This is a genomic window from Rhodococcus sp. BP-261, assembly GCF_019835205.1.
In the GTDB taxonomy this organism is placed as follows: Bacteria; Actinomycetota; Actinomycetes; order Mycobacteriales; family Mycobacteriaceae; genus Rhodococcoides; species Rhodococcoides kyotonensis_B.
In genome coordinates, this window is the sequence record NZ_JABUCO010000005.1 from 192,219 (window position 1) to 214,838 (window position 22,620).

The 22,620-nt window shown below is 65.5% G+C and carries 20 protein-coding genes; 4 read left to right on the forward strand and 16 right to left on the reverse strand.

Features of this window, described 5'->3' with window-relative positions:
* Window position 1: 1 nt before the first annotated feature.
* The 15 genes from nuoN to HQ354_RS08480 form a co-directional block, all read right to left on the reverse strand.
* Window positions 2-1,576, reverse strand: a complete 1,575-nt coding sequence (nuoN, locus tag HQ354_RS08410; protein WP_068428784.1) for an NADH-quinone oxidoreductase subunit NuoN — start codon at window positions 1,574-1,576, stop codon at window positions 2-4.
* Window positions 1,576-3,111, reverse strand: a complete 1,536-nt coding sequence (locus HQ354_RS08415) for an NADH-quinone oxidoreductase subunit M (protein WP_374107382.1) — start codon at window positions 3,109-3,111, stop codon at window positions 1,576-1,578. The genes nuoN and HQ354_RS08415 overlap by 1 nt, the downstream gene beginning before the upstream one ends.
* Complete coding sequence (gene nuoL / locus HQ354_RS08420; protein ID WP_222634575.1) at window positions 3,108-5,060, reverse strand: NADH-quinone oxidoreductase subunit L; 1,953 nt, start codon at window positions 5,058-5,060, stop codon at window positions 3,108-3,110. The genes HQ354_RS08415 and nuoL overlap by 4 nt, the downstream gene beginning before the upstream one ends.
* A gap of 1 nt (window position 5,061) precedes the next feature.
* Window positions 5,062-5,361 (reverse strand): NADH-quinone oxidoreductase subunit NuoK, encoded by a 300-nt coding sequence (gene nuoK, locus HQ354_RS08425; protein WP_068428793.1) that lies wholly within the window; start codon window positions 5,359-5,361, stop codon window positions 5,062-5,064.
* On the reverse strand, window positions 5,358-6,089 hold the full coding sequence (locus HQ354_RS08430) for an NADH-quinone oxidoreductase subunit J (protein ID WP_068428796.1): 732 nt from the start codon (window positions 6,087-6,089) through the stop codon (window positions 5,358-5,360). The genes nuoK and HQ354_RS08430 overlap by 4 nt, the downstream gene beginning before the upstream one ends.
* Window positions 6,086-6,589 carry an NADH-quinone oxidoreductase subunit NuoI gene (nuoI, locus tag HQ354_RS08435; protein ID WP_068428799.1) on the reverse strand — a complete coding sequence of 168 codons (504 nt, stop codon included), beginning with the start codon at window positions 6,587-6,589 and terminating at the stop codon, window positions 6,086-6,088. The genes HQ354_RS08430 and nuoI overlap by 4 nt, the downstream gene beginning before the upstream one ends.
* The gene (gene nuoH, locus HQ354_RS08440; RefSeq protein ID WP_308115150.1) at window positions 6,582-7,829 is read right to left on the reverse strand and encodes an NADH-quinone oxidoreductase subunit NuoH; all 1,248 of its coding nucleotides are present in this window, start codon (window positions 7,827-7,829) and stop codon (window positions 6,582-6,584) included. The genes nuoI and nuoH overlap by 8 nt, the downstream gene beginning before the upstream one ends.
* Window positions 7,830-10,211 carry an NADH-quinone oxidoreductase subunit G gene (locus HQ354_RS08445; protein WP_068428802.1) on the reverse strand — a complete coding sequence of 794 codons (2,382 nt, stop codon included), beginning with the start codon at window positions 10,209-10,211 and terminating at the stop codon, window positions 7,830-7,832.
* Window positions 10,208-11,506, reverse strand: a complete 1,299-nt coding sequence (nuoF, locus tag HQ354_RS08450; RefSeq protein ID WP_167676052.1) for an NADH-quinone oxidoreductase subunit NuoF — start codon at window positions 11,504-11,506, stop codon at window positions 10,208-10,210. The genes HQ354_RS08445 and nuoF overlap by 4 nt, the downstream gene beginning before the upstream one ends.
* A gap of 1 nt (window position 11,507) precedes the next feature.
* Complete coding sequence (nuoE, locus tag HQ354_RS08455) at window positions 11,508-12,335, reverse strand: NADH-quinone oxidoreductase subunit NuoE (RefSeq protein ID WP_167676115.1); 828 nt, start codon at window positions 12,333-12,335, stop codon at window positions 11,508-11,510.
* Window positions 12,332-13,648 carry an NADH dehydrogenase (quinone) subunit D gene (nuoD, locus tag HQ354_RS08460; RefSeq protein WP_167676113.1) on the reverse strand — a complete coding sequence of 439 codons (1,317 nt, stop codon included), beginning with the start codon at window positions 13,646-13,648 and terminating at the stop codon, window positions 12,332-12,334. Before nuoD ends, nuoE begins: the two co-directional genes overlap by 4 nt.
* Window positions 13,648-14,301 (reverse strand): NADH-quinone oxidoreductase subunit C, encoded by a 654-nt coding sequence (locus HQ354_RS08465; protein WP_167676111.1) that lies wholly within the window; start codon window positions 14,299-14,301, stop codon window positions 13,648-13,650. The genes nuoD and HQ354_RS08465 overlap by 1 nt, the downstream gene beginning before the upstream one ends.
* Window positions 14,298-14,852 (reverse strand): NADH-quinone oxidoreductase subunit B family protein, encoded by a 555-nt coding sequence (locus HQ354_RS08470; protein WP_068428817.1) that lies wholly within the window; start codon window positions 14,850-14,852, stop codon window positions 14,298-14,300. Before HQ354_RS08470 ends, HQ354_RS08465 begins: the two co-directional genes overlap by 4 nt.
* Before the next feature lie 40 nt (window positions 14,853-14,892).
* Window positions 14,893-15,252 carry an NADH-quinone oxidoreductase subunit A gene (locus tag HQ354_RS08475; protein ID WP_068428819.1) on the reverse strand — a complete coding sequence of 120 codons (360 nt, stop codon included), beginning with the start codon at window positions 15,250-15,252 and terminating at the stop codon, window positions 14,893-14,895.
* Window positions 15,253-15,475: 223 nt separating this feature from the next.
* Entirely contained in the window at window positions 15,476-15,859 is a 384-nt protein-coding gene (locus HQ354_RS08480; protein ID WP_068429191.1) for a hypothetical protein, read from the reverse strand.
* Between the two features lie 192 nt (window positions 15,860-16,051).
* Here HQ354_RS08480 and HQ354_RS08485 point away from each other — a divergent pair, with 192 nt between their 5' ends.
* The 4 genes from HQ354_RS08485 to HQ354_RS08500 all read left to right on the forward strand — a co-directional run bounded on the left by HQ354_RS08485 (window position 16,052) and on the right by HQ354_RS08500 (window position 21,826).
* Window positions 16,052-16,327: a hypothetical protein gene (locus HQ354_RS08485; protein ID WP_243636843.1), complete on the forward strand. Its 276-nt coding sequence runs from the start codon at window positions 16,052-16,054 to the stop codon at window positions 16,325-16,327.
* Window positions 16,328-16,397: 70 nt separating this feature from the next.
* A complete protein-coding gene (locus HQ354_RS08490) occupies window positions 16,398-17,906 on the forward strand; it encodes an aldehyde dehydrogenase family protein (protein ID WP_167676109.1) in 1,509 nt (502 codons plus the stop codon).
* Window positions 17,907-17,955: 49 nt separating this feature from the next.
* Window positions 17,956-20,634: a glucosidase gene (locus HQ354_RS08495; RefSeq protein WP_222634574.1), complete on the forward strand. Its 2,679-nt coding sequence runs from the start codon at window positions 17,956-17,958 to the stop codon at window positions 20,632-20,634.
* 88 nt (window positions 20,635-20,722) lie between these two features.
* On the forward strand, window positions 20,723-21,826 hold the full coding sequence (locus HQ354_RS08500; protein ID WP_222634573.1) for an alcohol dehydrogenase catalytic domain-containing protein: 1,104 nt from the start codon (window positions 20,723-20,725) through the stop codon (window positions 21,824-21,826).
* Here the strand turns inward: HQ354_RS08500 and HQ354_RS08505 are convergent.
* Window positions 21,823-22,620 carry an ABC transporter ATP-binding protein gene (locus tag HQ354_RS08505; protein ID WP_222634572.1) on the reverse strand — a complete coding sequence of 266 codons (798 nt, stop codon included), beginning with the start codon at window positions 22,618-22,620 and terminating at the stop codon, window positions 21,823-21,825. The two genes, HQ354_RS08500 and HQ354_RS08505, sit on opposite strands and share 4 nt — an antisense overlap.

The window sequence follows — 22,620 nt, forward strand, 5'->3', positions numbered from 1 at the left end:
CTCATCGCACGAAGACCGCCGCGTTGTCGACGAGGGTCAACAACGGCTGCGGGAAGATGCCGATCGCGACGGTCGTCGCGACGCCGAGACCGATCGCGGTAGTCGTCGCGAAACCGGGGGTGACGACGGTGGGAATGCCACCGTCGTCACCCTCTTTCGGTTCCGCGAAGAACATCAGCACGATCACTCGAACGTAGAAGACCGCAGCCACGGCACTGCTCAGCACGCCGACGACGACCAGCAGTGCGGCGCCCGATCCCGCTGCCGCCTGAAAGACCGCGAATTTCGCGACGAAACCGCTCGTGAGTGGAATTCCGGCGAACGACAACAAAATCAGAGCGAACGCTGCGGCAAGCAGAGGGGACCGTCGACCGATGCCTGCCCATCGCGAGATGTCGCCGACTTCGCCCGATTCGTCGCGCACCGTCGTGACCACCGCGAACGCAGCGACCGTACCGAAGCCGTACACGAACAGGTAGAACAGCGTCGCCGACGAACCCTGTTCGTCCAGCGCCACGATTCCGGTCAGGATGAAACCGGTGTGTGTGATCGACGAGTAGGCAATCATCCGTTTGATGTCCTTCTGCGTCACCGCGAACAGCGCGCCCACGACCATCGTCGCGATCGCGACCGCCCACAGTGCCGGGCGCCAGTCGTCCTCCAGACTCGGCACCGCGACGTAGAAGACGCGCAGCAAGGCCCCGAACGCCGCGATCTTGGTTGCCGCAGCCATGAAAGCCGTGATCGGTGTCGGGGCGCCCTGATAGACGTCGGGAATCCACGAATGAAACGGCACGGCACCGACTTTGAACAACAGGCCGACGCCGACGAGTGCGGTGCCCAGAACTGCGAAGACGTTGCTTCCCGCGTTCAGTGCGAGCGCGTCACCGATGCCGCCGAGGTCGACCGTGCCCGCGTACCCGTACAGGAAGGCGGCACCGAACAGGAAGAACGCCGACGAGAACGCACCCAGTAGGAAGTACTTCATGGCCGCCTCCTGGGAGAGCAGGCGGCGCCGACGCGCCAGGCTGCACAACAGGTACAGCGGTAGCGAGAAAACCTCCAGTGCAACGAACATCGTCAACAGATCGTTCGACGCCGGGAACAGCAACATGCCGCCCAACGCGAACATGGTCAAGGGGAACACCTCGGTCTGCGCGGCGCCTGCCTGTGCGGCCTGTCGTTCGGCGAGACTGCCGGGGACCGCGGACGCCTGAGGAGCGAACGCGTCGGCCGGTTTTCGTTCGACCGAGCGTTCGGCGACGAGCAGTACCGACGGCACGGCCACGAGGAGCAACGTCCCCTGCAGGAACAGCGCGGGCTTGTCGACGGCAACGGAGCCCATCACCGCGATCGTTCCGGCCGCGCCGAAGTCGTGCGTGACGGCGATCGTCACGACAGCGACCAGAGCGGCGACCGTGCCGCCGAGAGCCAGCGATGCCTGGGTGCGGTAGCGGACCGCGCGAGGTAGGAACGCCTCGACGAGCACTCCGAGAACCGCCACCCCGAACACGATCAGCATCGGAGCCAGCAGGCTGTATTCGACGCTCGGGGCAGTCAGCAGCTCGTCGTTCATCACCGGCCTCCAGCCTGGCTCGTGTCGCCGTCGACCTCGACGACGGTGGCCTGAACCGCCGGAGAGACGATGTCCAACAACGGTTTCGGATACACGCCGAGCACGATCAAGAGCGCGATCAGCGGGGTCACGACGAGCAGTTCACGCGGAACGAGGTCTTTCATCCCGTCGTTCGCCGACGACCGCGGGCCGGTCATGATGCGCTGATACAGCCACAGAATGTAGATCGCCGACAGGACGAGCGCAGCCGTCGCGACGACGCCTGCCACGTGGTAGCGCGCGAACGTCCCGATGAGAACGAGGAATTCGCTGACGAACGGCGCCAGACCGGGAAGCGACAGTGTCGCCAGCCCCGCGATCAGGAACGTGCCCGCGAGGACCGGTGCAACCTTCTGGACTCCGCCGTAGTGCGCGATGACACGAGTGCCGCGCCGAGACACGAGAAAGCCCGCAACGAGAAAGAGTGCAGCCGTGGAGATTCCGTGGTTGACCATGTACAGGGTCGACCCGGCCTGACCTTGTGCGGTCATTGCGAAGATCCCGAGGATGATGAACCCGAAATGGGAGATCGACGTGTACGCGATGAGTCGCATGACGTCGGTCTGCGCGATGGCGAGCACGGCGCCGTACACGATTCCGATGACGGCGAGCGTCACGATCAGGGGTGCGAAGTACCGCGACGCGTCCGGGAACAGTTGTAAGCAGTATCGGAGCATGCCGAACGTGCCCACCTTGTCGACCACGGCCATCATCAGGACGGCACTCGCCGGAGTCGACTCGACGGCCGCGTCGGGCAACCACGTGTGGAACGGCCACAGCGGAGCTTTGACGGCGAACGCGAACATGAACCCGAGGAAGAGTGCGTTGAGCACGGTCGAGCTGACACCCAGTTCGCCTGCCGACGCGGCGGCTGCGATCTCGCGGAAGCCGAACGTGCCCGCCTCGAACGCGTCGGACCGTGCTGTGACGACGTACAGCCCGACGACCGCGGCCAGCATGACGAGTCCGCCTGCGAGGTTGTAGAGCAAGAACTTCACCGCCGCCGCTGCGCGTCCCGGCCCACCGAAGCCGCCGATGAGGAAGTACATCGGAATCAGCATCGCTTCGAAAAAGACGTAGAAGAGCAGTACGTCGAGCGCGCAGAACGACATCAACACCATGGACTCGACGAGCAACATCGACGCGACGTACGTGTGCGCCGACCGACCGCCCCGGGGATCGTGCCAGCCGGCAAGCAGCAGCAGCGGCAACAGGACCGTCGTGAGCAGCACGAGAACGAGCGCGATCCCGTCGACACCCAGTTCGTATCGCGCACCGAAAGACTCGATCCACCAGTGTGATTCGACGAACTGGAAGTCGTCACCGCCGGGTTGGAACTGCACCACCAGCGCGACGGCGACGGCAAGCGTCAGCACGGACGCCACGAGCGCGACGATCTTGGCCGCGTCGGGGCGAGTGCGCGGCACGACGACCACCGCGATCGCGCCGAGAAGCGGCAGAGCCCACAGCGTCGTCAGCCACGGAAACGAGGTCACCACACCATCACCGCCACCATCATCGCGAGAACGACCGCCGTGCCCGCCAACATCGTCAGCGCATACGACCGGACGTAGCCGGACTGAACCTGCCTGATCCGCGTCGACAGACTCGACACGCCCCCGGACACCCCGCGTGTGACTCCCGCTATCGCAGCCTCGTCGAATCGTGCTGCGGCGCGGGTCAATTCCTGGCCGGGACGCATCAGGAGCGCTTCGTTGACGGCGTCACCGTAGAGGTCGCGTCGCGCCGCCGTCGTCAACGCCGAGACGGGCTCGGGAGCGACCGACGGAACCGCCGACCGCGCATAACGCATGTACGCCACGGCGATTCCCACCGCCACGACGCCCAGCGCGAGGACCGTCACGACCCACGCGGGCAGCATGTGTGCTTCCTCGGCCTCGCCGACGACGGGAACGAGCCAGTTCGACAGCGAACCTCCGACGGTCAGTAGCGCTCCCGCAGCGACGGATCCGACAGCGAGGACGATCATCGGTGCCGTCATCACCGACGGCGACTCGTGTGGGTGTGAGCCTTCCCTGACTTGGTCGTTCCTGCCGGCTCCACTCCCGTCCTCAACTGGGTCGTTCCTGCCGGCTCCACTCCCGCCGTCCCACCGAGCGTCGCCGAAGAACGTCATGAGCATCACCCGCGTCATGTAGAACGCGGTGAGGCCCGCGCCGACCAAGGTGGCGACACCGAGGACGACGCCCTGCACGCCGCCGGCGCCGAAGGCGGTCTCGATGATCTTGTCCTTGGCGAAGAAGCCGGAGAACGGCGGGACGCCGATGATGGCGAGATATCCGAGGCCGAACGTGACGAACGTGATGGGCATCGCCGTGCGCAGAGCACCGTATTTGCGCATGTCCACCTCGTCGTTCATGCCGTGCATGACCGAACCCGCGCCGAGGAAAAGACCTGCCTTGAAGAAGCCGTGCGTCAGCAACAGCATGATCGCGAACGTGTAGCCGGCGGGACCGAGCCCCGCCGCGAGCACCATGTACCCGATCTGGCTCATCGTCGACGCCGCGAGAGCCTTCTTGATGTCGTCCTTCGCGCAACCGATGACGGCGCCGAACAGCAGCGTCACGGCTCCGACCGCCACGACGGCGGCCTGAGCGGCCGGCGCGGACTCGAAGACGGGTCCGGCTCGGACGATCAGGTAGACCCCGGCCGTCACCATCGTGGCGGCATGGATCAAGGCCGACACCGGCGTCGGTCCTTCCATGGCGTCGCCGAGCCACGACTGCAACGGCACCTGCGCGGACTTGCCGCATGCGGCCAGAAGCAGGACGAGTCCGAGCGCGGTCAGCGTCCCGGAACTCGTGTCGTCGACACCAGCGAAGACGTCGTCGAACGAGACGCTGCCGTACGTCGCGAACATGATCATCAGCGCGACCATCAGTCCGATGTCGCCGACCCGGTTGACGACGAACGCCTTCTTGGCCGCCGTCGCCGCCGACGGCTTGTACTGCCAGAAGCCGATCAACAGGTACGACGCAAGTCCGACGCCTTCCCAGCCCACGTACAGGCCGAGGAAGTTGTCAGCGGTGACGAGCAGCAGCATCGCCGCCAGAAACAGGTTGAGATAGGCGAAGAACCGTCGGCGATCGGGATCGTCGGCCATGTAGCCGATCGCGTAGACGTGGATGAGCGAACCCACTCCGGTGATGAGCAGCACGAAGCACATCGACAGCTGATCGAGTCGGAATCCGAAGTCCACCTGCAGGTCCGCGACAGGAATCCAGCTGAACAACGTCTCGGACACTGCCCGCTCGTCGGCGGGCTTGCCGAGCATGTCGGCGAACAGTACGAGCGCATACACGAATGCCGCCGACGACATCACCGTGCCGACCAGATGACCGAAACGATCCGTCCGCCGGCCGAGCAGCAACAGAACGACCGCTCCCAGCAACGGCAACGCGGGGAGAATCCAGATGGCGGTCATGTCAGTTCTTCAGCAGTCGGGCGTCGTCGACCGAGGCCGTCCGTCGGGTGCGGAAGATCGTCATGATGATGGCGAGGCCGACGACCACCTCGGCTGCGGCGACGACCATCGTGAAGAACGCGAACACCTGGCCCTCCAAGTTCCCGTGCATGCGAGCGAACGTGACGAACGCGAGATTCGCTGCGTTGAGCATCAACTCGACGCACATGAACACGACGATCGCGTTGCGGCGCAGCAGCACTCCTGCAGCGCCGATCGTGAACAGCAACACCGACAGATACAGGTAGTTCTCGGGATTCACGATGCGCCCCCGTCCGGATTGCCTCGGTGCCCTCGATGCATCGGATTGACCGACAGTTCCGACGGGGACCCGTCGGGCAGCCGCGCGGGCCAGTCGACGGCGTTGTGCCGGGCGTAGACGCCGGGGCTCGGCATCGGAGTCACATGCGAGCCGTCCTTGAAGCGTTGCTCGGACAGTGCGCGCTGACCCTTGCGTTCCTCGAAGTGCTCGCGATGCGCCAACACCATCGCACCGATCGTCGCGATGATCAGCAACGCGCCCGTCAGTTCGAACGCCCACAGGTAGCGGATGAAGATCAATTCCGCGAGGCCCTCGACGTTACCGCCTGCGTTGGCGGCTTCCATGCCGACGAAGTCCGGACGTCCGGACTCCACCGACGCATTGCCGATGGCCCCGATCACGACGAGTCCGAAGCCGATTCCCGCGGCGACGGCGGCAGGACGCTGCCCCTTCATCGTCTCGGTCAGCGAATCGGCCGAATCGACGCCGACGAGCATCAGCACGAACAGGAACAGCATCATCACCGCGCCGGTGTAGACGACGACCTGCACGACACCGAGGAAGATCGCGCCCTGTGCGATGTAGAACACCGCCAGGATGATCATCGTGACGGCGAGGAAAAGCGCGGAGTAGACCGCTTTCGTCGCGCAGACCATCGCCACCGCGCCCAGAACCGCGAGACCGCCGAGGAGCCAGAATTGCACGGCCTCGGCGGTGGACGTGGTCACCGGACTTCTCCCCGGTAGTAGTCGGCCTCGGTGGCGCCGTCGGCCATCGGGTGTGGTGCCGGTTCCACGCCTGGCTCGACGGGCGCCAGCAGACGATCCTTCTCGTAGATCAGGTCGGCGCGATTGTCGTCGACGAGTTCGTAGTCGTTCGTCATCGTCAGCGCCCGGGTGGGACAGGCCTCGATGCACAGCCCGCATCCGATGCAGCGTAGATAGTTGATCTGGTAGACCACGCCGTACCGTTCACCGGGCGAATAGCGCTCCTCGTCGGTGTTGTCCGCACCCTCGACGTAGATCGCGTCGGCCGGGCACGCCCATGCGCACAGTTCGCAGCCGATGCATTTCTCCAGGCCGTCGGCGTACCGGTTCAGCCGGTGGCGTCCGTGGTAGCGCGCCGCGGTCGGCGCCTTCTGTTCGGGATAGAACTCGGTGACGGGTTTGGTGAACATCGTCCGGAACGTCACGCCGAATCCTGCGACGGGGCCAAGGAAATCAGGCATCGCTGCGCTCCTTCTCTGGGGTCGGCACCGTCTGCCCCGGCAGGGGTGGGACGGGGAAGCCGCCGGCCATCGGGTCGAACGGGGGGAGTTCACCGGTCGGAGGCGCCGGTTCCGGCTCACGACCGCGCCTGCGCCAGAAGGCGTAGGCCACGGCTACCGCGACGATCGCACTGGCGACGACGAGGGCGACAGCGGACGAACCGTAGCCCTCGACGCGGAAGGCGCGGACGGTCGCAACGAGAACGATCCACACGAGGGACACCGGAATCAGCACTTTCCAGCCCAGATTCATGAACTGGTCGTAGCGCAGGCGAGGGAGCGTCGCCCGCAGCCAGACGAACACGAACAGGAACGCCCAGACCTTCAGCGTGAACCACAGCACCGGCCACCACCCGGAATCGGCGCCGTCCCACAGGTCGATCGGGAACGGTGCGTGCCACCCACCGAGGAACAGCGTCGTGGCGAGCGCCGAGACGGTCACCATGTTGACGTACTCGGCGAGCATGAACAGCGCGAAATTGAGCGACGAGTATTCGGTGTGGAAGCCGCCGACGAGTTCGCCTTCGGCCTCGGGGAGGTCGAACGGCGCGCGATTGGTCTCACCGACCATCGAGGTCAGATAGATGACGAACGACGGGAAGAGCAAGAAGATGTACCAGGTGTTCGTTTGCGCCGCAACGATTCCCGACGTCGACATCGTCCCGGCGTGGAGGAACACCGCGACGAAGGACAATCCCATCGCGATTTCGTACGAGATCACCTGCGCCGTCGATCGCAGTCCGCCGAGCAGGGGATAGGTCGAACCGGATGCCCATCCCGCCAACACGATTCCGTACACGCCGACGGACGTGACGGCCAGGATGTACAGAACACCGACCGAGAAGTCGGTCAGTTGCAACGGAGTTCGGTGACCGAAGACGGACACCACGGGTCCGAACGGAATGACCGCGAACGCCATGAACGCCGGAACGATCGCGATGACGGGGGCCAGCAGGTAGACCGGTCTGTCGATTCCTTTCGGAACGATGCCTTCCTTCAGTGCCAATTTCACGCCGTCGGCGAGGCTCTGCAACATGCCGCCAGGTCCGACGCGGTTCGGTCCGACCCGACTCTGCATGCGAGCCATCACTTTTCGCTCGGCGAGGATTGCGATCAGCGGGGTCAGGATCAAGAACACGAAGATTGCGACAGCCTTGGCGACGACGAGCCACCAGGGGTCGACGCCGAATCCTTCGATCACTTAGGTCACCTCACTTGCGGCGTGGATCCGCACCACTGCACCGTTACCGACGGCCAACGCCGCATTGACTTCGCTGCCCGGCGATCGACGCGGCAGCCACACCACGCGATGGGGGAGGTCGCTGATCGCGAGCGGCAGTGTGATCGCTCCGCGCTCGGACGTCACCGTCACCCACTCGCCGTTCGATGCTCCGATCTCGCGAGCGGTGCCTGCGGACAGGCGAACGACCGGTGTCCTGGCCGTGCCGGCGAGATGCGGCTCGCCGTCCTGCATCCGGCCCGAGTCGAGCAGCATGCGCCACGTCGACAGCACTGCCTCGCCGGGACCGGGTGTCGGCGCTCGGTGCGGTGGGTAGGTCGGCGACGCGTGGCGCGTGCCCGACCATGCAGGAAGGGCCGCGATCTCGGCGCGAGAGGATGCGCCGTCGGGCAGGCCGATCGGAGTACCCATCTCGGAGGCCAACGCGTGCAGCACGCGGCCGTCCGGGACGGCACGCGTGCCGGCGACCGCGACGTCGAACGGACGGGGACGCCCTTCCCAATCGAGGAAGATACCCGCCTTCTCGCTCACGGGCGCCACCGGGAAGACGACGTCGGCGCGTTCGGTGACGCGGCTGCGCCGAATCTCGAGACTCACGACGAACGGCGACGCATCGATAGCCGCTGCCGCCGACGACGGATCCGGAAGGTCGGCCAGTTCGACGCCACCCACCACGAGCGCTCCCAGCGATCCCGACGCGGCCGCGTCGAGCATCCCGGTCGTGTCGAGACCGGCCGAGGTGGGTAGGTGCGGGACCGACCAGGCCGCGGCGAGACCAGCGGACCCTCGTTCGTCGGTGACGGGTATGCCGCCGGGAAGTACGAGGGGAAGCGCCCCGGCGTCGAGTGCGCCCCGATCACCCGCACGCCGCGGCACCCAGGCGATCGTGGCACCTGTCGCGCGAGCGAATCGGACCACGGCCGAGAGCGCACCGGGGGATTCGGCGAGTCGTTCGCCGACCATGACGACGGTTCCCGGGGCCGCGGTCATCTCCGATTCCTGCGATGTCGCCAGACCGTCGAGCACCTCCGCCTCACCGGACGGCACGCATCGGATCAGCCGCGCTCCCAGTTTGACGACGCCTGCAGAGGCGAACGGCGCGATGGCACACACGTTCAGGCCCGACGCGCGGACGGCCTTGCGCAGTCGGAGGAACACCATCGGCGACTCCTCCTCCGGTTCGAATCCGACGAGGAGGACTTCCGGTGCTTGCTCGAGGCGCCTGTACGTGACGTCCGTCGACCGGGCCGCGACGTGGGACGCGAGGAACTCCGTCTCCTCACGGCTGTGCGGGCGCGCACGGAAGTCGATGTTGTTGGTACCGAGAGCGACACGAGCGAATTTCGAATACGCGTAGGCGTCCTCGACGGTGGATCTGCCTCCGACGAGCACTCCGACGTCGCTGCCTGCGGACGCGAGACCACCGGCGGCGGCTGCGAGGGCCTCGGACCACGACGCCGGGACGAGTTCTCCGCCGCGACGGATCAACGGGGTGGTCAGTCGATCGGGCTCGGTGGCATAGGTGAACGCCCACCGACCCTTGTCGCAGTTCCACTCCTCGTTGACCTCGGGATCGTCACCGGCCAAGCGTCGCAACACTTTTCCGCGGCGATGGTCGGTGCGCTGCGCGCATCCGCCGGCGCAGTGCTCGCATGTGCTGGGGGAGGACACGAGGTCGTACGGGCGGGCGCGGAAGCGGTAGGCAGCACCGGTCAACGCGCCCACCGGGCAGATCTGCACCGTGTTGCCGGAGAAGTACGACTCGAACTCCTCGCCCTCGTTGATGCCGACCTGTTGCAGCGCACCACGTTCGAGAAGGTCGATGAACGGGTCTCCGGCGATCTGCTCCGAGAAGCGGGTGCATCGTGCACACAGCACGCACCGTTCGCGATCGAGCAGAACCTCGGACGACAGCGGAATCGGTTTGGGGTACGTGCGTTTGACGTCGACGAATCGCGACTCGGAGCGCCCCGACGACATCGCCTGATTCTGCAGCGGGCATTCGCCACCCTTGTCGCAGATGGGGCAATCGAGCGGATGATTGATCAGCAGCAGCTCCATGACGCCCTTCTGCGCCTTCTCGGCGACGGGCGAGCTCAACTGGGTGTGGACCACCATTCCGTCCGTCACGGTCGTGGTACACGACGCAAGTGGCTTGCGTTGTCCCTCCACCTCGACGAGACACTGGCGGCACGCGCCGACCGGGTCGAGAAGTGGATGATCGCAGAACCTCGGGATCTGAATGCCGGTCATCTCGGCGGCACGGATGACGAGAGTGCCTGCGGGCACGTGCAGTTCGATGCCGTCGATGGTGACGGTCACGGTTTCGGTCACGGCGGTCACGATGTCAACGCTCCTGCCATGACGGTGCTACGGTGCGGGTCGAACGGACACGGTGCGCCGATGTGTTCGACGTACTCGTCTCGAAAGTGCTTCAGTGAGGACGTGATCGGACTGACCGCGCCGTCGCCGAGCGCGCAGAACGATCGGCCGAGGATGTTGTCGGAGATGTCGAGCAACGTGTCCAGATCCTCGGCCGTTCCGAGGCCCGTCTCGAGCCGTGCATAGATCTGTACGAGCCAATACGTGCCCTCGCGACACGGTGTGCATTTTCCGCACGATTCGTGGGCGTAGAACTCGGTCCAGCGACGTACTGCCCGCACCACGCACGTGGTGTCGTCGAAAATCTGTAATGCCTTGGTGCCCAGCATCGATCCCGCCGCGCCGACGCCCTCGTAGTCCAACGGGACGTCGAGGTGTTCCTCGGTGAGGATGGGCGTCGACGACCCTCCTGGCGTCCAGAACTTCAGACTGTGACCTGCCCGCACGCCTCCGGCGTATCCGAGCAGTTCTCGAAGTGTCACCCCGAGCGGTGCTTCGTACTGTCCTGGCCTTGTCACATGACCCGACAACGAATACAACGTGAACCCGGGCGACTTCTCCGAGCCCATCGATCGGAACCAGTCGACGCCGCTGCGCAGAATGGACGGGACGCTCGCGATCGACTCGACGTTGTTGACGACCGTCGGGCACGCGTACAGCCCGGCGACCGCGGGAAACGGCGGACGCAGGCGAGGCTGGCCGCGTCGACCCTCCAGCGACTCGATCTGCGCGGTCTCCTCGCCGCAGATGTAGGCGCCCGCACCTGCGTGAACGATCACGTCGAGGTCGAAGCCGGTTCCGAGAATGTTCTTGCCGAGATAGCCCGCGTCGTACGCCTCGGCGACGGCGGCGTGCAGGCGCCGGATCACCGGGACCACTTCGCCGCGAACGTAGATGTACGCCCGATGAGCACGAATGGCGTACGCGGCGATGACAATTCCCTCGAGCAACACCTGCGGTGTCGCGAGCAGCAGGGGCATGTCCTTGCACGTACCCGGTTCGGATTCGTCGGCGTTGACCACCAGGTAGTGCGGCTTGTCGTCGCCCTGAGGGATGAAGCTCCACTTCATCCCCGTCGGGAAACCAGCGCCACCTCGACCGCGCAGACCGGCGTCCTTCACCAGAGCGATGACGTCGTCCTCGGGCATCGCGAGTGCATTACGCAGGCCTCGGTAACCGTCGTGACGCTCGTACGTGTCGAGCGTCCACGATTCGGGATCGTCCCAGTAGCGGCTGAGCACCGGAGTCAATGGCACGTCAACGTCCTTTCTCCGGCGGTACCGATGCCGACGGCGCAGGTGCGGGCTTGTCCTTCGTCGTCTCGGCGGCGGCGGCGTCCTCGGAGCCGAGCGGTGCGGATCCGCTGTCGGTCGCCTCGGGCGCATCGGGTGCGGTCATGCCCTCGTCGCGCGCGACGCGTAGGCCGGCCAGTGTGGGCGCCCCCGGTTGTCCGCCTGCCTGCACCGCGCCGAGCCGGTCGTCGGGGAAACCCGCGAGAATTCGTTCGGTCTCACGGAACGGAATCAGCGACGCGCCCCGCGTCGGTACCACCTCGCGGCCGGATCGGAGGTCGTCGACGACGGCACGCGCGGATTCGGGCGTCTGGTTGTCGAAGAATTCCCAGTTCACCATGACCACCGGCGCGTAGTCGCACGCGGCGTTGCACTCGATGTGCGTCACCGTGACCAGGGGATCGTCGTCGGGTACATGCTCGCGCAGCGCGTCGTGGATGGCGTCGCCGCCCATCACGGCGCACAGCGTGTTGGTGCAGACCCCCACGAGATAGTCACCCGTGGGCTCGCGCCGGTACATGGAGTAGAAGGTCGACACCGCAGCGACCTCGGCGCCGGTGAGGCCGAGTCGGTGCGCGCAGAAGTCGATCCCGGTCGGGCTGACGTAGCCCTCTTCCGCCTGCACGAGGTGCAGAAGCGGCAGCAGTGCAGACCGCGCCATTCTCGAATCGGGTTGTTCGGGAGGCGAATACCGCGCGATGATGCGGTCGGCGTCCCGGTCTAGGCGTGCGCGGACGTCGTCGGGATACGGCGCGGGTGGGGTCGCGAGACGGACGAAGACGGGATCGCTCATCGGTCCACCCCGCCCATGACCGGGTCGATGCTGGCGACCGCGGCGATGACGTCGGCGACCATGCCGCCCTCGCACGTCGCCGCGACGGCCTGCAGGTTGGTGAACGACGGGTCCCGGTAGTGCACTCGGAACGGGCGTGTACCGCCGTCGCTGACCATGTGAACGCCGAGCTCGCCGCGCGGAGATTCGACGGCGACGTACACCTGCCCTTCGGGCACCCGAAATCCCTCGGTCACCAGCTTGAAATGGTGGATCAGCGATTCCATCGACGTGTCCATGATGTCGCGTACGTGCCCCGGCGAGCTGCCCATCCCGTCCTTGCCGACGGACAGGTCGGCGGGCCACGCGATCTTTTTGTCCTCCACCATGATCGGGCCGGGACGTAGGCGATCCAGGCACTGCTCGACGATCCGCAGCGACTGCGTCATCTCGTCGATCCGAACGAGGTATCGGCCGTACGCGTCGCAGCCGGTGTCGGTGGGGACGTCGAACTCGTACGTGTCGTAGCCGCAATACGGCTGGGACTTACGCAGATCGTGGGGGAGACCGGTCGAGCGCAGCATCGGACCCGTGATGCCCAACGCCATGCAGCCCGTCAGGTCGAGATAGCCGATTCCTTTCGTACGGGCCTTCCAGATCTTGTTCTCGCTCAGCAGATCCGACATGTCGCGCAACCGGATCGGTAGAGCCTTCGTCAGCTCACGTACCTTCTCGACGGCTCCTTCCGGAAGGTCCTGCGCCAGCCCTCCCGGCCGGATGTACGCATGATTCATGCGAAGACCGGTGATCATCTCGAAGACGTCGAGAATCAGCTCTCGTTCCCTGAACCCGAACAGCATCGCCGTGACGGCTCCGAGTTCCATGCCGCCGGTGGCCAGCGCCACGAGGTGCGAGGAGATGCGATTGAGCTCCATCAGCATCACTCGAACGACGGTGGCCCGCTCGGGAATGTCGTCGGTGATGTCGAGGAGTTGCTCGACGCCCAGGCAGTACGCCGTCTCGTTGAAGAACGGCGAGAGATAGTCCATGCGGGTGACGAACGTGACGCCCTGTGTCCAGGTACGGAATTCGAGGTTCTTCTCGATACCGGTGTGCAGGTAGCCGATTCCGCATCGGGCTTCGGTGACGGTTTCCGCCTCGATCTCGAGGATCAACCGGAGAACACCGTGCGTCGACGGATGCTGCGGTCCCATGTTGACGACGATGCGTTCCTCCGAGGCGGAGCCTGCGGATTCGGCCGCTGCCGCGACGATGTCGTCCCAGTCCTGCCCGGACACGGTGAAGGACTTGTCGTGTCGTGCGATGTCGGTCATCAGTTGTACCCCCGTCGCGTGTCGGGTGGCGGGATGCTGGCACCCTTGTACTCCACCGGAATTCCCCCGAGCGGATAGTCCTTGCGCTGCGGGTGGCCGACCCAGTCGTCGGGCATCTCGATGCGCGTCAACGACGGATGACCGTCGAACTGGATGCCGAAGAAGTCGTACGTTTCGCGCTCGTGCCAATCGTTGGTCGGGTAGACGCCCACGAGCGTCGGGATGTGCGGATCCGACTCCGGCACCGACACTTCGAGCCTGATGCGGCGGTTGTGCGTGATCGACAGCAACGGGTAGATCGCGTGCAACTCGCGGCCCGAGTTCTGCGGATAGTGGACACCACTCACTCCGAGGCACATCTCGAAGCGAAGTGCCGGCTCGTTGCGCACCATCGTCGCCACCGCCACGAGGTGCTCGCGTCGGACGTGCAGCGTCAACTGTCCGCGGAAGACCACGACTTTCTCGATGGCGTCGTCGAACGACAGCCCACGCTCGGGCAGGCGCTGCTCCAATTCGTCTGCAACGGAATCGAAGTAGCTGCCGTACGGTCGGGCGGAGCTGCCCACCACGTGCGTCGGCCGTACCAGTCTTCCGTATCCAGATGTGTCACCGGTACCGCGAACACCGAACATTCCTCGTCGATCGGCCGTCACCGCAGCAGCCCCTTCGACTCGATCGTGGGCTTCGACGCCAGCGCGGCGGCCTCGGCTGCGCGCGCGACGGTGTCGCGGTCGGCGCCCAACGGCATGTCCTGGATCTTCTCGTGCAGCATCAGGATCGCGTTCAACAGCATCTCGGGCCGCGGCGGGCATCCCGGCAGGTAGATGTCGACGGGAACCACGTGATCGACGCCCTGGACGATGGCGTAGTTGTTGAACATTCCGCCCGACGACGCGCAGACACCCATGGCGAGAACCCATTTGGGCTCGGCCATCTGGTCGTAGATCTGGCGCAGCACCGGGGCCATCTTCTGACTGACGCGGCCCGCGACGATCATCAGATCCGCCTGCCGCGGTGAGGCGCGGAACGCCTCCATGCCGAATCTCGCGATGTCGAAGCGACCGGAACTGGTCGCCATCATCTCGATCGCGCAACAGGCGAGACCGAACGTCGCGGGCCACAGCGATCCCTTTCGCACGTAGCCGGCGAGAGACTCGACAGTGCTCAGCAGGAAGCCGCTCGGCAGCTTCTCCTCGAGACCCATATCAGATCCTCCTGCTCGGTGCGTGGTGATCGGAAGGCGTTCAGTCCCAGCTCAGGCCGCCCCGTCGCCACTCGTAGGCGTACGCCACCGCGGCGCTGACGATGAACATCCCCATGGCCAGGAGCCCGAACAGGCCCAGCGCGTCGAAATGAACCGCCCATGGGTACAGAAAGACGATCTCGATGTCGAAGATGATGAACAGCATGGCCGTCAGGTAGAACTTGACGGGGTAGCGACCGGCGCCCATCGGCTGCGCAGTCGGTTCGATGCCGCATTCGTAGGCGTCGAGCTTGGCCCGGTTGTATCGCTTCGGTCCGACGACTGCAGCGACGACCACGGACACGGCCGCGAACACGACAGCGACTGCACCCAGGGCGAGAACGGGGATGTACTCGTTCATCTGCGTGTCACCTCTGTCGTCGTGCCTTGTGGGCAGTGCTGACGCTGTCGGCGAGAGTTACTCGACCGTTAGAAAATGTGAACTGAAACACAGCCTACCGGTGTCGCACCCCGAGTTGTCTCGATTTTCGGTGTGCGAGACAGGTGTGTCGGGCGAGAAAGTCGATCTTGTATCCAGTGAGGTGCGCTCGAACCGGGAAACGTTTGCCGATAAAGGCTTTCGGTCAGTGGCTCAGTAGGCCGACGACCGTCTCGGTGAGCACGAAGGGATCGATCGGATGCGGAACCGCCGCTTCGGCTCCGGACCACTCCGCGAGCCATGCGTCGTCGGGACGACCCGTCAGAACGACGAGTGGGGGACAGTCGGTGAGCTCGTCCCTCAACTCCTTCGCGACGCCCATCCCGCCTGCGGGTGCCGCTTCGCCGTCGAGAATCGCGAGGTCTATGCCCCCGCGGTCGAGGTAGTGCACCACCATCGGCCGACTGGCGACCTCGATGTACTCCAACGCGGGCAGCGACGGGTTCGGGTGGGTTCCGATTGCCGTCGTCACGTCCGCGCGCGTGTTCGTGTTGCTGCTGTAGACGAGGATGCGCAACGGGGCGGTCACGAGTGGGATGCTACGTCCTCTTTTCCCGGTCGCGTCGCCGAATGACCACAGCGGTCGGTCGGTGAAACTCGGTGTGACGCGAGGGTGGACACGACGAGAACTGCACGCCGAAACCGGGATGCATCCGTTTCGTGTCATTTTCGTGATCGTTCCACTTGGCGGGCATCTGTAACGTCGGGTGCGGAGGGGTCGATGAACTTCTCGACTCCGGAGTGCGGCATCGGCAACCCCCGACTCGATACCGCCCCGGGGTCACCTGACCGACGAGGCGTCGAAGGAATGCGAATGCTCGATCTCGAGACCGGACAGTTCCCGCACGTCGACGGACCGGACGACGACGTGCTCACCGAATTCGGCATCAGCCGGGAGGGCTTCGTCACTCGGCTCCGCGAGATCCTGCTGCAGGATTCGCCGCCCGAGGGACTCCACGACGCCGACGTCGCGACGCTGCTCGCAGCCTGTTCCTGACTCCGTCGTCCACTACCGGACCGCCGGTGGCCTACCGTGAGTGCGATCGACTCCCGGCGGAAGGCGCAACGTGGCACACGAGTTCGAGCATCTTCGACCCTCGCTGTTCATCGGTGGAACGTGGTCGGGTGCGTCGGACGGCCGCACACGTGATGTCGTCGATCCCGCAACCGGTCGCGTTGTGGTCGCAGTGGACGAAGCCTCGCCGGACGACGCGCGTCGCGCCGTAGCGGCGGCACGCCGAACGTTCGACGACGGCGTCTGGGCCACCGGATCCGCGTCGGAGAGAGCACTGCTGTTGTCCAGGGTGGCCGATCTGCTGCAGCGGGACAGGGAACAGCTCGCCCGGATCGAGACGATCGACACCGGCAAGACCTTGGCCGAGAGCCGTATCGACATCGACGACGTCACGGCGGTCTTCCGCTACTACGCCGACCTCGCGCGCGTCGACCCCGACCGGTCGGTCGAGGTCGGGCGCACCGACGTCGTCTCGCGAGTGGTCCACGAGCCGATCGGCGTATGCGTGATGATCGCGCCGTGGAACTACCCGCTCCTGCAGATCTCCTGGAAGGTTGCGCCCGCGCTCGCGGCGGGATGCACGATGGTGCTCAAACCCAGCGAGGTGACACCGCTCAGCACCATCGCGTTCGTCCGTCTCCTGCAGGAAGCGGGCGTGCCGGACGGTGTGGTCGCTCTGGTGCAGGGGAGCGGCGCCGACATCGGCGACGCACTGACGTCGAATCCCGACGTCGACTTCATCTCGTTCACCGGCGGGCTCGCCACCGGTCGCGCGATCGCCGTCGCGGCTGCCGAGAACGTCACCAAAGTCGCTCTCGAGTTGGGCGGGAAGAACCCCCACATCGTGTTCGCCGATGCGGCGTCGGATCCCGAATCCTTCTCGACTTCGGTCGATCACGTGCTCACCGGTGCGTTCCTGCATTCCGGGCAAGTGTGTTCTGCGGGGACACGGCTGATAGTCGAGGACAGCATCGCCGACCGCGTCGTCGCATCGCTCGTCGAACGGGCACGCCGGATCAAGGTCGGTCCTGGGCTGGATCCGACCAGTGAAACCGGCCCGCTCGTGTCCGAAGCGCATCGCACGAAGGTCGAGAACTACGTCGCCCTCGGAGTGCAGGAGGGGGCCGAACTCGTCGTCGGTGGATCGCGGCCGGACGAGAAGGCGCTTGCCGACGGCAGTTACTTCCTGCCGACGATCTTCGACAGGTGCGATCGCACGATGCGCATCGTGCAGGAAGAGACGTTCGGACCGATTCTGACCGTCGAACGTTTCTCCACCGAGGACGAGGCGCTCCGACTCGGGAACGACACGAAGTACGGTCTCGCAGCGGGTGTTCGTACGGCGGATCCTGCCCGCGGCGAACGCCTCGTGCGAGGGCTGAGGCATGGAACGGTGTGGCTCAACGACTTCGGGGTCTACACTCCCGCGGCCGAGTGGGGTGGGTTCAAACGCTCGGGCACCGGTCGCGAACTGGGTCCGACCGGTCTGGCGGAGTACCGCGAAGCGAAACACGTGTGGCACAACGTCTCACCAGCGGCGGCAAGGTGGTTCGGGGCCTGAGCGATCGGGTCGGCGTGCGATCGAGACGTCGAGATAGCACACTGGACGCGTGACAGACGCCGCTGACTCTCCTGCCGCACCGCCCTCCGTCGAGCATGCACGTCTCGCAGAATCGCCCGGAGTGAGCGGGCCGTGGCGCCAGTGGGGACCGTACCTCGCCGGACGTCAATGGGGCACTGTCCGAGAGGACTATTCGGCGGATGGCGACGCGTGGCAGTCGTTTCCGTTCGATCAATCGCACCTTCGGGCGTACCGATGGGGCGAGGACGGGCTCGGCGGGATCAGCGATCGCTTCGGATTCCTCAACTTCGCGTTCGCGCTGTGGAATCGCAAGGACCCCATTCTGAAGGAGCGCCTGTTCGGTCTGACCAACGGCGAGGGCAACCACGGGGAGGATGCCAAGGAGTACTGGTGGGTCGTCGACGGCACCCCGACGCACAGTTGGATGCAGTGGCTCTACCGCTACCCGCAGGCCGAGTACCCGTACCAGCAGTTGCGTGAGGAGAACGCGAGCCGCGGACGGGACGATCGCGAATACGAGCTGTCCGACACCGGAATTCTCGACGAGAACCGATTCTTCGACGTCCAGGTGACGTACGCGAAGGCGTCACCCGACGACATCTGCATCGTCATCTCGGTGACCAACCACGGACCGGACGCGGCGTCGGTCGACTTACTGCCGCACCTCTGGTTCCGAAACACGTGGGCGTGGGGACGCGACGAGCGCCGCGGCACGCTCGACGAGGTCGATCCGTCGCATCTGCAGTCCGGGGCCGTACGAGCAGTGGAGGCGCAGCACGGATTTCTCGGCCGCTACTACCTCGCCGCCGAGGGTCGACCTCGGGTTCTGTTCTGCGACAACGACACCAACGCGGCCGCGTTGTGGGGGCAGGAGAATCGAAGCGCCTACAGCAAGGACGGAATCGGCCGACGCGTCGTCGACGGGGACGAGGGCGCGGTCGATCCCGAGCAGACCGGGACGAAATCGGCGTTCTGGTACAGCCTCGACGACGTCGCACCCGGAGAGACCCGTGAGGTCAAGTTGCGCTTGTCGACCGCCGCCCCGGACGAGCAGACGTTCGGCCGCGGGTTCGACGCCGTCGTCGCCGACCGGCGCGCCGAGGCGGACGAGTTCTATCGCGCCGTCATCGGGCCCGACCTCTCCGACGACGACCGCCACGTGGCGCGTCGCGCGTACGCCGGTCTGCTCTGGACGAAGCAGTTGTATCGGTACGACGTCGAGCAATGGATCGAGGGAGACAAGGTCGGCGAGCCGTCTCCCGAGGCGCGCCGCGGCACCGGCGCGCGTAACTCGCGCTGGCAGCATCTGGCCCTGGCGGACGTGATCTCGATGCCCGACGAGTGGGAGTACCCGTGGTTCGCCGCGTGGGACTTGGCTTTTCACACCATTCCGCTCGCGCACGTCGATCCGGACTTCGCAAAGGAACAGCTCGTACTCATGTGCCGCGAATGGTCGATGCATCCCAACGGCCAACTGCCGGCGTACGAGTGGGAATTCGGCGACGTCAACCCGCCCGTACACGCGTGGGCGGCATGGCATGTCTACCGTATCGACGGCTACCGCGATCGCGAGTTTCTCGTACGGGTCTTCACGAAGTTGCTGCTCAACTTCGCGTGGTGGGTCAATCGCAAGGACTCGGAGGGGTCGAACATCTTCGAGGGCGGGTTCCTCGGAATGGACAACATCGGTCTGTTCAACCGGTCCGCGCCGTTGCCTCCCGGGTTCCGGCTCGAGCAGTCCGACGCGACGAGTTGGATGGCGTTCTACTGCCAGCAGATGTTCAAGATCGCGCTCGAACTGGCACGGCACGACCGCGCGTGGGACGACGCTGCCACCAAGTTCTTCGCGCACTTCCTGTCGATTGCCCGTGCGGTCAAATCGTTCGGTTCACAACATATTTCGCTGTGGCACGACGAGGACGGTTTCTTCTACGACGTTCTCGTACCGCCCGAGGGTGATGCGACGCCGATGCGTGTGCGATCGATGGTCGGTTTGCTTCCGATCCTCGGCGCCACGGAGATTCCGTCGTGGGTCGAGAAGGAATGTCCTGATCTGACCGCTCGATTGCGGTGGGTTCAGCAGCGCAGGCCGGAGATGGTGAGCCCCTTGCTCGCCCGCAAGGACGGGGACGAGGTGCGTGTGCTGTTGTCGCTCGTCGAACCCGAACGTCTGAAGCGTGTGCTGTCCCGCATGTTCGATTCCGAAGAATTCCTGTCGCAGTACGGGATTCGATCGTTGTCGGCGTCCTATCGTGACGCCGTCACCTACGAGATCGACGGACGGCACGTGTCGATCGAATACGAGCCCGGCGAGTCCAGAACCGGAATGTTCGGCGGCAACTCGAACTGGCGAGGGCCCATCTGGTTCCCGGTCAACGTGCTGCTCGCGGACAAGCTGCGCGCCTACGGCCGGCACTACGGCGACTCGTTCACGATCGAAATTCCCACCGGCTCCGGCAATCACCGCACCCTGACCGAGGCTGCCGACCTGATCGACGACGGCCTCGCGTCGTTGTTCCGCCCCGTCGACGGCAAACGACCGGCCGACGGTGACCGAATCGAATCGACCGACGATCCGCTGTGGAGCGTGCACCCGACGTTCAACGAGTACTTCGACGGCGACACCGGTGAGGGGCTCGGGGCGTCGCACCAGACCGGGTGGACGGGACTCGTCGCGCATCTGTTGAGGCCGCGTCTGCCGCTGTAGGCGACGTCGTCGCACGTGAGCGCGAATGTATAGAGGGCTATACATTCGCACTCACCTGGAGACATTTCTGCTCACCTAGAGTGGGGTCATGAAGATCCGCGGCGCTGTACTCGAAGAAATCGGACGCTCACGGCCGTTCGCCGACTCGCATCCCATCTCCATCTCGGAGCTGGAACTCGCACCTCCCGGTGAGGGCGAACTGCTCGTGCGGATCGAGGCCGCGGGCCTGTGTCACTCGGACCTGTCGGTGGTCGACGGTAACCGCGTGCGACCGGTGCCGATGCTCCTCGGACACGAAGCCGCGGGCCGCGTCGAAGCCGTCGGCGCGGGAGTGGACGACGTTCCGGTCGGCACCCGCGTCGTCATGACGTTCCTGCCGCGGTGCGGGGAGTGCGACGGCTGTCGTACCGACGGCCAGATGCCGTGCATCCCGGGCAGCGCCGCCAACAACGCCGGAACGCTTCTCGACGGTGGCCGGCGCTTGAACCGCGACGGCGTCGAGGTCAAGCACCACCTCGGGGTGTCCGGATTCGCGACCCATGCCGTCGTCAGCCGCAAGTCCGTCGTGCCCGTCGACGACGACATTCCGGCCGACGTCGCTGCGGTACTGGGCTGTGCCGTGCTGACGGGCGGCGGTGCGGTACTCAACGCGGGCCGTCCCACGCCGGGGCAGTCGGTCATGGTGATCGGTCTCGGTGGGGTCGGGATGGCGTCGATTCTGACGGCCGTGTCCGTCGGAGCGGGACAGGTCATCGGCGTCGACGCGGTGCCGGACAAGCTCGCCACCGCACGTGAACTCGGTGCGACACAGACCTATTCGCCGGCCGAGCGTGAAGAGCAGAACATCAAGGCCGACGTCGTCATCGAGGCGGCGGGTAATGCGCGCGCGTTCGAGGCAGCGGTGGCCGCGACGGCCCCGGGCGGCACGACGGTCACCGTCGGACTGCCGGCACCGGATGCGCGGTCGTCGATCTCGCCGCTCGGACTCGTCGCCGAAGCCCGCACGATCGTCGGAAGCTACCTCGGTTCGGCGGTGCCGTCGCGAGACATTCCGAAGTATGCGCAGATGTGGCGCGAAGGCCGGCTTCCCGTCGAGAAGCTGATCAGTTCGCGAATCACGCTCGACGAGATCAACCGCGGCATGGACGAATTGGCCGACGGCAACGCCATCCGTCAGGTCATCACGTTCTAGCGACTTCGGGCGGTGGCTACCCACCGCCCGTTACGTCGTGCGATCTCGATGGGGTGATCGAAGCATTCGCTGATGTTCTCGGTGGTGAGGACGTCGTCGACGTGGCCGATGGCCATGATGTGGCCGTCGCGCAGCAGCACTGCATGCGACGTCGACGACGGAATCTCCTCGAGATGATGTGTGACGAGAATGCTCGAGAGCGTGGGATGCTCGGCCCGGATGCCGTCCAACGCCGTCAGAAGTTGTTCTCGCGCAGCAAGATCGAGACCGGTTGCGGGCTCGTCCAACAGCAGCAGCGCGGGGTCCGGCAGAAGTGCGCGAGCGATGAGTGCCCGTCCGCGTTCGCCCTGCGACAGCGTGTACCACGGCGAATCGATGCGATGCGTGACGCCGAGTGCGTCGATCAACGACGTCGCCCGTGCCACTTCGTCGTCGGTGGGGGACCAGCGCGGAACCAGATCGGGAGTGTTCGTCATCCCGGTCAGCACCGTCTGGAGCAGCGTCAACGACGGCTCGACACGCAGGCGTGGGTCGACGTGGCCTATGTGAGTGCGCAGCTCGCGCATGTCGACGCGTCCGAGCCGGTGACCGAGGACGTCCACACTTCCGTGCGTGGGGTGGACGAATGCGCCCAGCAGGCTCAGCAGCGTGCTCTTGCCGGCTCCGTTCGCGCCGAGGAGTACCCAGTGTTCGCCCTGTTCGAGGCGCACCGAAGCGTCGCGCAGAAGGTATCGCCCGTTTCGCACGAGGTCGACGTTCTCTGCTTGCAGGACCGGTATCGAGTCGTTGGTCAC

Excerpts from the sequence above, each read along its gene's own strand:
- nuoD (WP_167676113.1), bottom strand. The coding sequence starts at position 13,648 with ATGACCGACATCGCACGACACGACAAGTCCTTCACCGTGTCCGGGCAG.
- HQ354_RS08500 (WP_222634573.1), top strand. The coding sequence starts at position 20,723 with ATGAAGATCCGCGGCGCTGTACTCGAAGAAATCGGACGCTCACGGCCG.
- HQ354_RS08475 (WP_068428819.1), bottom strand. The coding sequence starts at position 15,252 with ATGAACGAGTACATCCCCGTTCTCGCCCTGGGTGCAGTCGCTGTCGTG.
- nuoN (WP_068428784.1), bottom strand. The coding sequence starts at position 1,576 with ATGAACGACGAGCTGCTGACTGCCCCGAGCGTCGAATACAGCCTGCTG.
- HQ354_RS08485 (WP_243636843.1), top strand. The coding sequence starts at position 16,052 with ATGAACTTCTCGACTCCGGAGTGCGGCATCGGCAACCCCCGACTCGAT.
- nuoE (WP_167676115.1), bottom strand. The coding sequence starts at position 12,335 with ATGAGCGATCCCGTCTTCGTCCGTCTCGCGACCCCACCCGCGCCGTAT.
- nuoI (WP_068428799.1), bottom strand. The coding sequence starts at position 6,589 with ATGCCTGATTTCCTTGGCCCCGTCGCAGGATTCGGCGTGACGTTCCGG.
- HQ354_RS08470 (WP_068428817.1), bottom strand. The coding sequence starts at position 14,852 with ATGGGTCTCGAGGAGAAGCTGCCGAGCGGCTTCCTGCTGAGCACTGTC.
- nuoL (WP_222634575.1), bottom strand. The coding sequence starts at position 5,060 with ATGACCGCCATCTGGATTCTCCCCGCGTTGCCGTTGCTGGGAGCGGTC.